Origin of the sequence: Salipiger mucosus DSM 16094, assembly GCF_000442255.1 — a bacterium.
Lineage (GTDB): Bacteria > Pseudomonadota > Alphaproteobacteria > Rhodobacterales > Rhodobacteraceae > Salipiger > Salipiger mucosus.
The window spans coordinates 146,506-160,057 of sequence record NZ_KE557280.1; the positions used below are offsets into that span (position 1 = coordinate 146,506).

At 67.5% G+C, this 13,552-nt stretch carries 12 protein-coding genes; 9 read left to right on the forward strand and 3 right to left on the reverse strand.

Annotation, left to right across the window (positions count from 1 at the left end; genetic code table 11):
- The first annotated feature begins 2 nt into the window (after positions 1-2).
- Complete coding sequence (locus tag SALMUC_RS28380; protein ID WP_020040599.1) at positions 3-1,433, forward strand: SUMF1/EgtB/PvdO family nonheme iron enzyme; 1,431 nt, start codon at positions 3-5, stop codon at positions 1,431-1,433.
- Positions 1,434-1,693: 260 nt separating this feature from the next.
- Complete coding sequence (locus SALMUC_RS19365) at positions 1,694-2,020, forward strand: H-NS histone family protein (protein WP_020040600.1); 327 nt, start codon at positions 1,694-1,696, stop codon at positions 2,018-2,020.
- A gap of 256 nt (positions 2,021-2,276) precedes the next feature.
- Here SALMUC_RS19365 and SALMUC_RS19370 read toward each other — a convergent pair whose 3' ends face one another.
- The 3 genes from SALMUC_RS19370 to SALMUC_RS19380 form a co-directional block, all read right to left on the reverse strand.
- Positions 2,277-2,486, reverse strand: a complete 210-nt coding sequence (locus SALMUC_RS19370) for a hypothetical protein (RefSeq protein WP_020040601.1) — start codon at positions 2,484-2,486, stop codon at positions 2,277-2,279.
- 95 nt (positions 2,487-2,581) lie between these two features.
- Positions 2,582-3,106 (reverse strand): 6,7-dimethyl-8-ribityllumazine synthase, encoded by a 525-nt coding sequence (locus tag SALMUC_RS19375; RefSeq protein ID WP_020040602.1) that lies wholly within the window; start codon positions 3,104-3,106, stop codon positions 2,582-2,584.
- Between the two features lie 215 nt (positions 3,107-3,321).
- Positions 3,322-3,822: a GAF domain-containing protein gene (locus SALMUC_RS19380; RefSeq protein WP_156883566.1), complete on the reverse strand. Its 501-nt coding sequence runs from the start codon at positions 3,820-3,822 to the stop codon at positions 3,322-3,324.
- A gap of 414 nt (positions 3,823-4,236) precedes the next feature.
- Between SALMUC_RS19380 and SALMUC_RS19385 the strand changes: the two genes are divergently transcribed.
- The 7 genes from SALMUC_RS19385 to SALMUC_RS30015 all read left to right on the forward strand — a co-directional run bounded on the left by SALMUC_RS19385 (position 4,237) and on the right by SALMUC_RS30015 (position 13,441).
- Positions 4,237-6,306 (forward strand): TonB-dependent siderophore receptor, encoded by a 2,070-nt coding sequence (locus SALMUC_RS19385; protein ID WP_020040604.1) that lies wholly within the window; start codon positions 4,237-4,239, stop codon positions 6,304-6,306.
- Positions 6,306-7,523, forward strand: a complete 1,218-nt coding sequence (locus SALMUC_RS19390; protein WP_020040605.1) for an MFS transporter — start codon at positions 6,306-6,308, stop codon at positions 7,521-7,523. The genes SALMUC_RS19385 and SALMUC_RS19390 overlap by 1 nt, the downstream gene beginning before the upstream one ends.
- A complete protein-coding gene (locus SALMUC_RS19395; RefSeq protein ID WP_020040606.1) occupies positions 7,516-8,553 on the forward strand; it encodes a siderophore-interacting protein in 1,038 nt (345 codons plus the stop codon). The genes SALMUC_RS19390 and SALMUC_RS19395 overlap by 8 nt, the downstream gene beginning before the upstream one ends.
- Positions 8,554-8,653: 100 nt before the next feature.
- Positions 8,654-8,956 (forward strand): SH3 domain-containing protein, encoded by a 303-nt coding sequence (locus SALMUC_RS19400; RefSeq protein ID WP_020040607.1) that lies wholly within the window; start codon positions 8,654-8,656, stop codon positions 8,954-8,956.
- Positions 8,957-9,136: 180 nt separating this feature from the next.
- Complete coding sequence (locus SALMUC_RS19405) at positions 9,137-10,876, forward strand: PAS domain-containing protein (protein WP_020040608.1); 1,740 nt, start codon at positions 9,137-9,139, stop codon at positions 10,874-10,876.
- 207 nt (positions 10,877-11,083) lie between these two features.
- Positions 11,084-11,782: a Crp/Fnr family transcriptional regulator gene (locus tag SALMUC_RS19410; protein WP_020040609.1), complete on the forward strand. Its 699-nt coding sequence runs from the start codon at positions 11,084-11,086 to the stop codon at positions 11,780-11,782.
- A gap of 1,341 nt (positions 11,783-13,123) precedes the next feature.
- On the forward strand, positions 13,124-13,441 hold the full coding sequence (locus tag SALMUC_RS30015; protein ID WP_156883567.1) for a hypothetical protein: 318 nt from the start codon (positions 13,124-13,126) through the stop codon (positions 13,439-13,441).
- Positions 13,442-13,552: the final 111 nt, after the last annotated feature.

The following is a 13,552-nucleotide window of genomic DNA, read 5'->3' on the forward strand; positions in this document are numbered from 1 at the left end:
CGATGCCCCGTATCTTCATTTCCCACGCCAGTGCCGACGATGCGACGATCGACAGGCTGTCCGACTGGCTGTGCGAAATGGGGCTCGAGGATCATTTCGTCGATCATTGCCACATCGCCGCCGGCGAGTCGTGGGATGCCGTCCTGCGGCGCGAGGCCGCCCGGGCGGAGATGCTGATCCTCTACGTCAGTCCCGACTGGCTCGCGTCGGATGAATGCTTCGCCGAATATCGCGCCTCGTTCTACGGGGACAAGACCGTGCTGCCGCTCCTGGTGGACGGCCTGCGCGCGCAGGATCTGGCGGGCCGGGCGCGCGAGCGGTTCGACACGCTGTGTTCCTCGGTTCAGGGCATTCCCGTCGGCGCGATGCCACCCGACGGGTTCACCGCCGAGCAGATCGAGGCGGCGGTCTCGCGCGTGACACGGGCGGCACGGGTTGCCCGCCGGCAGAGGTATCTTGCGCGCGGCGGGCTGGTGGCTGCGGTCCTCGTGGCAACGCTGGTCACGCTCGGGGTCACCAATGCGGCCTACGTCGGCGATCTCATCGCCAAGTGGCAGGTCGACCGGAGTTTCGCCCCGGCATCCGGCACCGACGAGGTCTTTCTCGACTGCAAGCATTCCGACCTTTGCCCGGAGATGATCGCGCTTCCGGCCGCGCAATACGAGATCGGCTACGCCTCCGATTTCGACCCCAACGCCTGGGAGTCGCCGGTGCAGCCCGTCGAAATCCCGGCCTTCGCGGTGTCGAAATTCGAAGTCACGAAATCCCAGTGGCGCGCCTGCTATCTATCCAGCAAGCGCGAGACGGGCGAAACGCCCCGCTGCAAGGAACTCGTCTATTCGGAGGCGACACGGGACGAGCCCGTGGAGTCGGTCTCGTGGAATGACGCGCAGGCCTACGTGGCCTGGCTCAATACGCGCCTGACGGGGGCGACCGGCGGGCCGTATCGCCTCCTTTCGGAGGCCGAATGGGAATACGCCGCCCGCGGCGGAACAGTCCCGCGCGAGACGTATTCCTGGGGCAACGGCCGACAGGGCATCTGCGATCACGCGAACATGCTCAACCACGATATGCCGGTCGAGCTCGATGTGCGCCGCCCCGGGTTCGATTGCTCGGGCGCGACCATCGACAACCACGTCCGGCTCGCTCCGGTCGGAAGCTACAAGCCCAACGCCTTCGGCCTCTACGACACCGCCGGCAATGTCTCGGAATGGGTCGCCGACTGCTGGCACGACAGCCACGCGGGCCGTCCGGCCGGGATCGGTTCCGGCCCCTGGCTCACCGACGCGCCGAAGGACTGCGATCGCGTTCTGAAGGGCGGCTCGTGGATCGGTCACATCGACCTCCTGCGTCCCTCGGCCCGCGTGCCGCTGTCGCCGGAGACATTGGGCTTCAATATCGGGTTCCGGGTGGGGCGCGCCTTGCCGGAGTGACCCGTGCGGCATGAGATCCGGGTAGGACAGTGGCCTTGCGCAATGCTCGCAATTGATGCAATTCGCGGCAGGAGACACGCAAAGCGGGAGGCAGACCTCCCCGTGTGCAATTCAAATGAGTGTGTCTGACATTTCGCAATGCAGACATGCCCCCTTATAAATATGGTAATTATCGAAGTGTAGATCGTTATTGATTGCGAGCTTGCCTTCCACGCTGCGATGCCAGCATTTGACTGATGAAGCGAGGTGAGAGAAAAAAGATGAACAAGATCGACGTGAACAGCCTTTCAAAGAACGAGCTCCTGGCGCTGCAAAAGGATATCGACAAGGCCATCAAGGACCGGGAAGAGCGTGAAAAGATCGAGGCGCTCGCTGCCGCCGAGGCCAAGGCGCGGGAAATGGGCTACACCCTGTCGGAGCTTCTGGCCGCCCGGGGTGAGGGCAAGAAGAAGTCCGTGAACCCGCCCAAGTACCGCCACCCGGAAAATCCCGAGAAGACCTGGACGGGCCGTGGTCGCCAGCCGGACTGGATCAAGGAAGCCCTCGGCTCCGGCAAGTCGCTGGACGACTTCCTCATCGCGGAGTGAAGGGCAGACGCCGCGCTGACCCCCTGTTCGCGGGCGCGCGGCGTCATCGTCGCTCGAATTCACGCCGGAAGGTCTGCGCGTTCCAGGGCGGAGCTCATCCGCACGAAATCGCCCAGGTGCATGGCACGCCGCGATGTCGACGCATTCCAAGCGCCTCGGCTCGGCGGGCCGGACGACCGCCAGCCTCCACGGCCCGCGTGGGTCGTGGAGGTTCGCCGCGTCGCCCGCCTCTCTCCGCCAGGCGCGGAGGGCACGTTTATCCGGTTTCCCCGTTCAACCACGCCAGGGCGGCAGTCTGCGTATCGAAACGCCGCACGTCATCGACCTTCTGGCGCTCTCCGTCGAGCTCGGTGTACTCCTCGCCACGGTAGCGGGTTTCGGTCTTGCCGTTGGGCGTTTCGCAGGTCTTCTGCCAGACTTCCCGTGCGCCCTGGCGTTCAAGAAGTGTCCAATCTGCGCTGGTCATGGCTGGCCTCCTTTCTGCGAGGTTTGTAAGACAAAACCATCACGGGGGCGCCACAGTTCCTGCCCCGCAGGGCAGGTCACAGGTCCGGGAGCCGCTCACCGTCCGGCGAAGCGGCCCTCGGGCATGTATTTCCGGATTCCGTGCAGGAAGATGTCGATCTCCAGCGCGAGGCCCACCTCGAACTCGTTGAGCTCCGCCCCGCTCCAGCGGTGCTGCTCGAGCCGGGCCAGGAAATCGCGACGCGCCTGGTCGTGCTGCGCGTCCAGCGGCAGCGTATCGGCAGCGCGCAGCAGGTCGATGCGCTTGTGCACCTCGCGCATGCCCGAAAAGGCCTCCATCATGGGCCGCGTCAGCCGCGGATCCGTCTGCCAGGACCGTCCGCCAAAGACGTCCTGCACGACCCGGTTGCCGGCGCCCAGGCAGTCATAGGCGACGCAGCCCGGAAAGCCTTCCTCGGCCAGCCTGTCGTGGATCGAGCAGCTGTGCCCCGAAAGGTTCCGGCACGGCTCGCCCGGGTTCTTGTCGAAGGCGAAATCCTTGCCCTTGTCGAAGGCCAGCGCGATGCAGCACAGCGCTGCACATTTCGAGCAATCGGTCTTGAGAGGGTCGGTCTGGGACATTCTGGCTATCGGCTTTCAATGGTCCGCCCCGGGGCAGGGTCTCGCGCCGCCCTATCCCGCGGAACGCCCCCGGAATGCAAGGTCCGGCGGATACCCTGCGACGTCGCGCCAGACAAGGATACCTCAAAGGGGCAGGCAATCGGCACGGGCGAGGCGCCGGGCCCAAGACGCATCTTCGATGCCGCGCCCTTCGCAGCCGCGGCCTGCTCGGAATGTCAGGCGATCAGCTTGAGTGTCTGCAATGCGGCGCGCAGAAGGACCTGCTGGCTTCCGAGGTCCGCCAATTTCTCGATGCATTTCCGGTCGCGCTCGCTCCAGATGCGCGGGGTGGTGTCGATGGCGCAGACCGCCCCGATCATGTCATCGGCCGGCCCCTTCAAGGGCGCGCCAAGGTAGGCGCTCACGCCCATTTCGTGCCGGGCGGGATGATCGCGGAACTCGGGATCGCGGCTCAGGTCCGGGATGACCAGTGGCCCACTGCGCAGCCGGACCTCGTTGCACAGCGACAGCGACAGGGGAGTCGAGCAGACCTCCGGATGCTCGCGGCACAGCCCGCGGCTGGCCTTGAAGACCTGTCGCTCGTTCTTGTCATCGATCACGGAGACAAGCGCGATCGGGGCGAGCACGGTCTGATGTACGAGGTCGACGATGTTGTCGAAGACCGCGTCGGGGCCCCGGTCGAACAGACCGAGATCGTTCAGGGTGAACCGTTTCACATCGGTCTCCTCCACACCAGGACACTCCCCATAGGTAAAGGAGATTGTGCGATGCAGGTTTTTGTCAAATCACGAATAGCCGTCAGCCGAAATGGTCACAATCATTCCAGAATGGCTGCAACTGGTGGTCACATTCCGATGCCCCGAGAATGAATTCAAGTCAATTGCACAATTTATGAATGCCCCCGCCCCGATGCCGTCTTTGGGCTCCGGGACAGGCAGCGGGACCGCGCGCGCCGGGATGGCCAGCGGGCCCGGGCCAGGAACGGCGGCCGTCTATCCCGCTTGTCCTGAACGGATTTTCGGCGAAGCGGGACGTCGTTTCACGCGATTCCGGATTCCTGACCAAAACTGTTTGTCTTTATCGGAAGGCCGTGAAACAACGCCGCTCGTGTCCATTCAGGGAGTATGACCATGCACGTTTCGCGATCGGCCCTTCTTGTTGCCTTGGGAGCCGCACTGCCTGCAGCCGCGCAGGACGCCGGCACGCTCGACCTCGGCACGCTGGTCCTCGAAGCCGAGAGCGACGCCACGCTCGATCAGAACGGCTACGTCGCTCTCTCCGGCCGGCAGGCGACCAAGCTCGACACGCCGATCCGCGACATTCCGCAGGCGATCAGCACCGTCACGCAGGACCAGGTCGAGGACCAGGTCCCGCGCACGCTGCTGGAAACGCTGGCCTACACCGCCGGCTCGAGCGTCGGGAACTTCGCCTTCGACACGCGCTACGACGCGATCTACCTGCGCGGCTTCCCGGCCTATTACACCGGGCTGTTCCGCGACGGTCTGCGGCAGGTGAACGGCCCCTCGGCCTGGTACCGGAACGAGCCCTATACCTTCGAGGGGGCCTCGGTCCTGAAGGGGCCGGCCTCGTCGCTCTACGGCGTGAGCGGGCCGGGCGGCATCGTCAACATCGTCTCGAAGCGTCCCAAGGACGAGCCCTTCCGCGAGCTGAAGTTCACCACCGGCACCGACGACCGCGCCGAGCTGGCTTTCGACTTTACCGGCCCGCTCGACGAGGCCGGGCGCCTGACATACCGGCTCACCGGGCTGGTGCGCGACGCCGACACGCCGCTCGACGGCTACTCCGACGACAAGACCCTGATCGCCCCGGCGCTCACCTACGAGCTGACCGACCGCACGAGCATCACTTTCCTCGGCGAATACTCCGAGTCCACGGTCGGCGGCACCGCCTCCTACTACAACCCGTCCTACGGCGAGGCCTCCGAGATCTACAACGGCGATCCGGACTACAACGATTTCGACCAGACACAGTACCGCATCGGCTACGAGATCGAGCACGAACTCACCGATGCCGTCACCCTGCGCCAGAACCTGCGCTACTCCGAGGTGGACGCCGACCTCGAGTACAGCGGCTACTACGACAGCGGCGCCTCGCTCGCGCGGTACTGGGGCCACTACCTCGAGGACATCGAGGTCTTCACCGTCGACACGCTGGCCGAGGCCGAGTTCACCACCGGCGCCATCGATCACACGCTGGTCGGCGGCGTCGACTACTCATGGTCCGACTACGATGCCTACTCGACGACGGGCTACGTCTCGGCCGAGGCGACCGACGCGGTCGACGTGCCCTATTCCGGCGGGCAGGAGACCGAGCAGGTCGGCATCTACCTGCACGACCAGATGACGACCGGGCCCTGGACCGTCTTCCTCAGCGGACGCTACGACTGGGTGGACATGACCTCGCGCGACGCGGCCCGCGACGGGACCGACACCTCGGACGAAGCCTTCTCGGGCCGCATCGGCGCCTCCTACCAGGTCTCGACCGACCTCAGCGTCTTCGGCAACGTCTCGACCTCCTTCTCGCCGAACGTGGGCGTGGTCTACGACGACGTGACCTCCGACGACAGCCGCCCGGCCGAGCCGACGCGCGCGCTTCAGAAGGAGATCGGCATCAAGTACCAGCTGCCCGGCAGCGAGAGCCTGATCACCGCCTCGCTCTTCGACATCGCGCAGGAGGACGGCGTCGTCTTCGACACCTCGACGGGCGTGAACAAGCAGCGCCAGCTCGACCTGCGCTCGCGCGGGTTCGAACTCGAGGGCAACGTGAACTTCGGCAACGGGCTGAGCGCGATGGGCTCCTATACCTACGTCGACATGGAGATCGAGAAGGGCGCGGCCGACACCGATGGCAACACGCTTTCGGCAACGCCCTACCACACGGCCTCGGTCTGGGGCTTCTACGAGCCGCAGGCCGGCGCGCTCGAGGGCTTCGGCTTCGGCGCGGGCCTGCGCTACATCGGCGAAAGCTGGGGGGACGACACCAACACCTTCAAGAACGACGCCTACCTCTTCACCGACCTCGCCATGTCCTACGACTTCGGCGAAGTGGGCTACGACGGGCTCGAGCTTCAGGTGAACGCCAAGAACGTCTTCGACGAGACCGGCCAGACCTGCAGCGCGGGCAACTGCTACCGCTACGAGGGCCGCACCGCGACCGCCAGCATCCGCTACCGCTTCTGATGCCGGACCTGCGGCAGACCCTGGGCACCGTCGGCACGATCGGCGGTGTCTACGTCGCGCAGAGCGTGATCGGCGGCGTCACCTGGACCGGTCTTCCCGGCGTGCTGCGTGCGCAGGGGCTGCCGCTCGACCGGATCGGGCTCATCTCGCTGCTGGTGCTGCCCTGGGCATTGAAGTTCCTCTGGGCCCCGGCGGTCGAGCGCTACCGCCTGCCGGCGCGGGGGCGCGATCGCTCGGGACGCATCGTGGCGCTCGGGGCGCTGGCGGTCATCGCGGTCCTGCTCGTGACCGGCCTGATCGGCCCGGCGCCGGTGCTGCCGGTGCTGGCGCTGCTCATGGTGGCGGCCTTCGCCACGGCGACCGTCGACATCGCCTGCGACGGCTTTGCCGTCGCGGCGCTCGCGGGCACGCGCTACGGCTGGGGCAACGCCGCGCAGGTGGGTGGAGCCTATCTCGGCTCGGCCATCGGCGGGGGCGTCTTCCTCATCGTGGTCGACCGCGCGGGCTGGCTCTCGGGCACCTCGGCCATGGCCGCCGTCATCGCGGCGCTCTGCCTGCCGTTCCTGCTGCTCGCGTGGCGCGGACGGCCCGCCGAACGCAGCCACCAACCCAGCCTCCGCGCCGCGCTCGCGCGGCCCGAGGTGCGCCGCGGCCTCGGCATCGCGGCGCTCTACGTCATCTCGCAGAAGACGGCGATGGGCCTTTTCGGGCCGTTCTTCATCGACGCGGGCTACGACCTTGCGCAGCTCGGCCTGCTGAGCGGCGCGGGCAGCCTCACGCTGGGGCTTGCCGGCGCGCTTGGCGGCGGTGGCTTCGTGCGCCGCTTCGGCAGCCGCCGCGTTCTGGTCGGCGCGGTGATCGCGCAGGCCGCGATCCTCGGGCTCGTGGCGCTCTCGGCCGGCCCGGGCCTCCTGCCGGTCGCCGGCATCGCGCCCCTCGCCATGGTCACCAGCACCGCCGTCATGGCCTTCGGCTTCGTGGCGCTCTACGGCCAGTTCATGGCCTGGTCCGATCCGCGCCAGGGCGGCGTGGACTTCACGCTCTTCCAGTGCATGGACGCCGCCCTCAGCATGCTCGCCGGCGTCGCGGCGGGCGTCGTGGCCGAACACTTCGGCTACGGCACGGTCTTCACCATCGCCTGCATGCTCGCGCTCGCGACGATCCCCGCGATCCTCGGCGCGACACGGGCCTCCGACAGGACGCACTCCCATGCCTGATCCCGATCTCGTCGCCGAAAGCCTGCTGCCCGACGTGCCCTTCGCGCGCCTGCGCGAACTGGTCCTCGGTCTCGCGCAGGAGCAGGAGCTGCCCGTCGAACGCAACGATCCCGGCGCGCTCGTCGTCGGCACCGCCTACGGGCGGCTCGGCTTCGAGCAGCGCCCCGAGGGCGCCGCGGCCCGCATCACCGCGCCGCGCGCCGACCACCTGCAGGCGCTCAAGGACAGCATCGTCGGCCAGGTCTCGGCCGCATGGCCCGAGGCCGCGCAGGCGCTGCGCTGGTCCGACGGCGCCGGGGCAGGGCGCCTGCCGCCCAACGTCCGCCTCATGGCGCTGGAGAGCATCGAGGCCCTCGACTGCGGCTTCCTGCGCATCGCCCTCGCGGGCGATGTCTCGCGCTTTTCCGACGATGCGATCCATTTCCGCCTCGGCCTGCCGCCGCGCGGCCTCGCGTGCCCGGAATGGCCGCGGCTCGGCGACAACGGCGCGACCGTCTGGCCCAAGGGCGACGCCGCGCTGCAACTCCCGGTTTACACGGCCCGCCACGTCGATCCCGCGCGCGGGCGGCTCGTCTTCGACCTCTTCCTGCACGATGGCGGACGCGCCGGGGACTGGCTGCGCGCCGCCGCGCCGGGCACCGAGATGGCCGTCATCGGCCCCGGCGGAGGCGGCTGCCGCGTCGAGGGCGAGATCCGCGCCTTCGCCGACGAAACCGCCTTCCCGGCGATCGCGCGCCTGCTCGAGCGCAACCCGGACCTCACCGGCGAGATCACGCTTCAGGCCGGCAGCGCGACCACGCGCGCCTATCCGCTTCCCGACCACCCGGGCCTGCGCCTGCACCGGCCCGAGGGCTTGACGCCCGAGATCATGGCGGAGCGGGCCATCGCCGCGATGGAGGCGGCCCCCGAGGCCTACCTCTGGTTCGCCGGAGAGCGTGACGCGGCCCAGCACCTGCGCCGGGCCTACCGGCAGGCCGGCCGCCCCCCGCGCCGGTCCTACATCTCGGCCTACTGGACCAAGGCCGCCTAGCCACACCGGGCGGCTTCCGTGCCCCGCCATGCGCGCCGGCCATTCCTTTCGCCCGCGCCACGGCCTAGACAGGACGCCGAGGCAAGACACAGGTGAAACCATGCGCGGAACGATCTTCAAGGTGCTGGCGGCGGGCCTTCTGACCGGCGTGCTCACGGCCTGCTCGGCATCGGGCGGCTGGAACGGCCGGCACGAGGTATATGGCGTCGAGGAGGGCGACATGCTCAAACTTCGCGGCGGCCCCGGAACCGGCTTCGACATCTACACCGGGCTGCCCAACGGGACCGTCGTGCAGGTGCACGAGTGCACGCCGACCGGCGGCACCAGCTGGTGCGAGGTCTCGCTCGAGCGGGCGAGAGGCCTCCGGGGCTGGGTCTCGGAGGCCTACCTGCGGGAGCTCTGACCGGAGGCGCCGCGACGCGTTTGCATCGGCGCCCGGGGCGACGAAACGGCCGCCCCCGGGCGACTTGCCGCCGAACCTGGCTGAACGGTGGCGAAACCTGCGCGAAATGGCTTGTTTCGAGGCGCACGAATCGACCTATTCTTCTGTCTGCGCGGAGCTCCGTGGACAGAGGGCAGGCCGTTGGGTATCGACATTGACAGTTACCATCTGGCTGCGACGCAGTACGCTTTCCTGCTGCGCCTCGTCGATGCCCTCCGACCCATCGCCGATCCGGTCGAGATCCAGGCCGAGGCCTGCCGGATGCTCGCCGACTGGCTCGAGGTCGACCGTGCCTATTACGTCGAGATCGACGAGGACATGGGCCTCGCCCGGGTCGAGCGCGATTACGTCCGCGGGGACATCGGATCGCTTGCCGGACAGTATGACCTCGCGGACTTCGGCTGGTCGGTCGAGATCCTGCGCCGGGGCGAATGTCACATCGTCCCGGACGTGCGCAGCTCGCCCCTCGTTCCCGACGAGGACCGCGCGGCTTCGGTCGCCATCGGCATCATCGCCAGCCTCGCCGTGCCGCTGTCGAAAGGCGGCCGGCTGGTGGGTGCGCTCAGCGTCACGCTCGACCGCCCACGCGCCTGGAGCCGCGAAGAGGTCGGCCTGATCTGCGAAGTCGCCGAGCGGATCTGGTCGGCGATCAAGGAGGCGCGCGCCGAGGCGAACCTGCGCCTGAGCGAGACCCGCAACCGCGCTTTTGTCGAGGCGATGGACGACGCGGTCTGCATCTTCGAGCGCCTGCCGCTTCGCCCGGACGCGCTGCGCGACTACCGGTGCGTGACGATGAACCGGGCCATGCAGGAGATGTTCGGCATTCCCGACCTCAGCGGCCAGTCGATCCGCGACAGTTTCCCGGACGAGGTCGAGGACTGGTACGACGACTATGACCGCGTCCTCGAAACCGGGGAGTCGGTCCGCACCGAGCGTGAGTCCAAGCCCCAGGGCATGCTGCTCGAGATGTTCGTGGCACGCATCGAGGACGGCTCGCAGCAGCGCCTGCTGGCCATCATCCGCGACGTGACCCGACGCAAGCGCGCCGAAGAGGCGCTCCGCCAGAGCGAGCAGCGCTTCCGCGCACTGGTCGCCGCGACCTCCTACGCGATCTACAGCATGAGCCCCGACTGGCGCGAGATGCGCCAGCTCGACGGCCGCGGCTTCATCAGGGACACGCATGCGCCCACGACCGACTGGCTCGAAGCCTACATCGACCCCGAGGATCAGCCCGAGGTCCTTGCCGCCATCCGGGCCGCCATCGAGACGAAAGGCGTCTTCCAGCTCGAACACCGGGTCAAGCTTCCGGACGGCACGCTCGGCTGGACCGTTTCGCGGGCGATCCCGCTGATGGACGAGCGTGGCGAGATCGTCGAGTGGTTCGGCGCGGCCAGCGACGTGACCGAACGCCGGCAGGCCGAGGAAGAGGTGCGGCAGACCGAGCTGCGGCTCCGGGTCGCCCAGGAAGCCGCCGGCGTCGGCACCTTCGACTGGCTGGTGGAGACCGGCGAAGGCCGCTGGAGCCCCGAGCTGGTCACCATGTTCGGCCTGCAGGAGGGCGTCATCGGCGGCCGCTACGAGGACTGGATCTCGCTGATCCACCCCGAGGACCTTCCCGTCGCCACGCGCTGCATCGACGCCGCGCTCGAGCACGGCGTCCTCGAAGGCGAGTGGCGCATCCTGCGCCCCGACGGCGAGGTCGTTTGGGTGCTGGTCCGCGGCACCGTCGAGCAGGACCGGCAGAACCGACCCCGGCGCCTGACGGGCGCGCAGCTCGACATCACCGAGCGCGTCCTCACCGAGCAGCGCATGAGAGAGCTGATCGCCGTGGTCAACCAGCAGATCATCGAGCTGCGGCGGCAGCAGGGCGGGGGAAACTGATGATGCCCCTGAGACTGCGCCAGGCCTTCCGCCCGCGTTCCGCTGCCGCGTCCCGGCGGTCCGCACCGGGCCTCCGGCGACCCTCCAGGTCGGAAAGGGGCGCTCATGCCCCGGATTGACGCGAAGCCCAGCGGCGCGAGGTGCCATCTGGACACGAGCGATCATTTCGCCGGATTGCGGCCCGAGACACTCGGCGCATTGACCGGGATGTGCCGCCGCCAGACCTTTCAGAATGGCCAGACCGTGCTCCGCGGAGGCGAAGCCGCGGGCTTCGTCGGCAGCGTGCGGCACGGTTTCCTGCGGATGCAGAAGACCTCGCAGGCGGGCAACCGCCACACCGTCGGGCTGCTCGCCTCGGGCGACATCTTCGGCGACACCCTCGGACACCTCTCCGATTTCGACATCGAGGCCGCCACCGAGGCCGAGGTCTGCATGTTCCCGCAAGAGCCCTTCGCGGCGCTTCTCGACAGCGCGCCGGACCTCGAGACGATGATCTACCGCAAGAAGCTCGCCGACCTCGAACACGCGCGCGACTGGCTGCTGATCCTGTCGCACCAGCGCATCCGCAGCCGCCTCGCCGGGTTCCTGCTCACGGTCTGCACGCGCTACGGCCGGATCGACAACCTGTTGCAGGCGGTGAACGGCCACATCGAGATGCGTATCCCGATCAACCGGCTGGACCTCGCCTGCATGCTCGGCACCCGGCCGGAGTCGCTCTCGCGGGCCTTCCGCAGCCTTGCCGAGGCCGGCGGGATCCGCCTGCTGAAGCCCGACCTGCTGCGCATCCTCGATGTCGCCATGCTCCTCGAGGACGCGGGCGATATCGGTCCTGCCGTGGCGAGGGATATCGAGGGAATGCTGCAGGACCTCGCGCAGCGCCGCCCGGCGCCCGACCGGCCGAAGTAGGTCTCTGCCGGGGGCAGGGTGCGAACGCAGCCGTACATCTGGGGAAGTGGCGTACAGGCCCGGAACGGGATGGGCCATGCTGCGTCCGCCAGCCGCTTCTGAACATGCCGGGGCGGTGAATCAATCCGTGTGGCGTGCCGGTGTCGGGGTGTTGCAGAAGAGCACCGGTTCTCGCGCGGACGACGGCAAATTTCTGCTCGGCGCGCGGTTTGGCAGGTGATCCGGAAGGGAGGGAGTGCGGCGACCCTCAGGGAGGAGGAGAGAGGGCCGCCGCTGATTTCCGGGGTTCAGGGAGGAGGAGAGAACCCTTGGAAACTGTCAGGCGTCTTTGCAGCGCCGTTGAGAAACAACTAGCGAATGCTGCCCTGCAGCACAATGGTCAGCTATGCAGACCTGTTCTGTGCCATGTGCATGACACAGCGGCATTTCGCTCGGCTTCGCGGGATACGCAGATCGGATGACGCCGGGACGAACCGGCGAGCTGCAAGGCATGCGTTAACGATTTGCTAAGCAAGGTCCGTCAATCATCCAGCCTGACCGCCGGGCCGACGAGGCACGGTGCAGCAGGGACCTCGCTCGACGGGGTGTTTCGGCACGCCTGCCGCGTTGGGGAGGACGCCGGGACGCGTGACCCGGACGTGCCCGGAACGGGATCGTCCATGGCCAGGAACGGGTCCGGACAGGTGCAGGCCTGGAAAGGATCAGGCGGACGCGTCTTGGGGCTGGCGCGCCGGATTTGATGGCCGGACCCTCGCTGACGGGCGCGTGCTCGGCGGTCAGCGCCCGGCCTTTGTGTTGCTTCCGATGACGCCCCGGCTCAACCAGAACCGGGACAGCGTCACGGGGCAACGTGCCGATCATGGGCGCCGGACATTTCATCCCGCGATTGCACCGTTCCGCCAGGTTTGAATTCCGGAATGCTCCGGGCCAGAATTGCCGAGACGCCGTCACGTTGAAATTGAGCAATTCGATGTTCACGCTACCAGTGATTGCAGAGCTTCCGCCCGAATGAAGCGGCATTGGTTATTGGGCCGTGATCCCGTGCAGCGCGTATCGGCACCGGACCTTCCCGTGCAGCGTGCCAGGCCTGCGTTTCCGTGCGGGGATGCCCGGACTTTGCCGCGGTCCGGAGGGTCTTTTGCGCAGACACCGGTGGCCGGACTCGCTCTCGACAGGTGACCGTGCGGCCGAGTGTCGCAAAGGCTGCATTCTAGACGAATGAAAATTGAATGATTCGCAATCGGTTAAGGCCAAGAGCCTTGCCGGCTTGACCAATGGCGACCGGGCGACGTGATTGGTTCCCCTGCCGGAACAGACGCCGCCTCATTTGCGACACATCCGATGGTTGCAACCCGCCCGAACAAGCCGGTCGCAATTTGTCTCGCATCCGGCAACAGTGATCCCGAATTGAACGAAGTGAGTAACGCCGGATCCACGTTTTCAAGGCGCATTGCGCGCTTCCGACCGTTGCTAACGGAAACAATTCGCCACAACACCTATGCGCGAGTGAGCCTTGAACCAGCCCGGATCGCGGCGCCGAAATGCGCCTGCTGCCGAAAAGATGCCATTTTCTCCTTTGTGCATGACCTCGCTATCCTTATTAATTTCCGCAAGCCCGACTGGGGGGTGAAGACTGCAGGCCACGGGGGCGGCCGCTGAACTGTCATGCATCCGCGAGGGTGCGACGGGATGCGCCAGGGGACGAACCCCGCCGCTGCAGACGTCGATCTCCGGCCCGCGACATGCGCGGCACGAGGGGGACGGCGCGGA

What these genes read in the sequence shown, in the direction of transcription:
- SALMUC_RS28380 (WP_020040599.1), top strand. Translation starts at nt 3, where the DNA reads ATGCCCCGTATCTTCATTTCCCACGCCAGTGCCGACGATGCGACGATC.
- SALMUC_RS19365 (WP_020040600.1), top strand. Translation starts at nt 1,694, where the DNA reads ATGAACAAGATCGACGTGAACAGCCTTTCAAAGAACGAGCTCCTGGCG.
- SALMUC_RS19370 (WP_020040601.1), bottom strand. Translation starts at nt 2,486, where the DNA reads ATGACCAGCGCAGATTGGACACTTCTTGAACGCCAGGGCGCACGGGAA.
- SALMUC_RS19375 (WP_020040602.1), bottom strand. Translation starts at nt 3,106, where the DNA reads ATGTCCCAGACCGACCCTCTCAAGACCGATTGCTCGAAATGTGCAGCG.
- SALMUC_RS19385 (WP_020040604.1), top strand. Translation starts at nt 4,237, where the DNA reads ATGCACGTTTCGCGATCGGCCCTTCTTGTTGCCTTGGGAGCCGCACTG.
- SALMUC_RS19390 (WP_020040605.1), top strand. Translation starts at nt 6,306, where the DNA reads ATGCCGGACCTGCGGCAGACCCTGGGCACCGTCGGCACGATCGGCGGT.
- SALMUC_RS19395 (WP_020040606.1), top strand. Translation starts at nt 7,516, where the DNA reads ATGCCTGATCCCGATCTCGTCGCCGAAAGCCTGCTGCCCGACGTGCCC.
- SALMUC_RS19400 (WP_020040607.1), top strand. Translation starts at nt 8,654, where the DNA reads ATGCGCGGAACGATCTTCAAGGTGCTGGCGGCGGGCCTTCTGACCGGC.
- SALMUC_RS19410 (WP_020040609.1), top strand. Translation starts at nt 11,084, where the DNA reads ATGTGCCGCCGCCAGACCTTTCAGAATGGCCAGACCGTGCTCCGCGGA.
- SALMUC_RS30015 (WP_156883567.1), top strand. Translation starts at nt 13,124, where the DNA reads ATGGTTGCAACCCGCCCGAACAAGCCGGTCGCAATTTGTCTCGCATCC.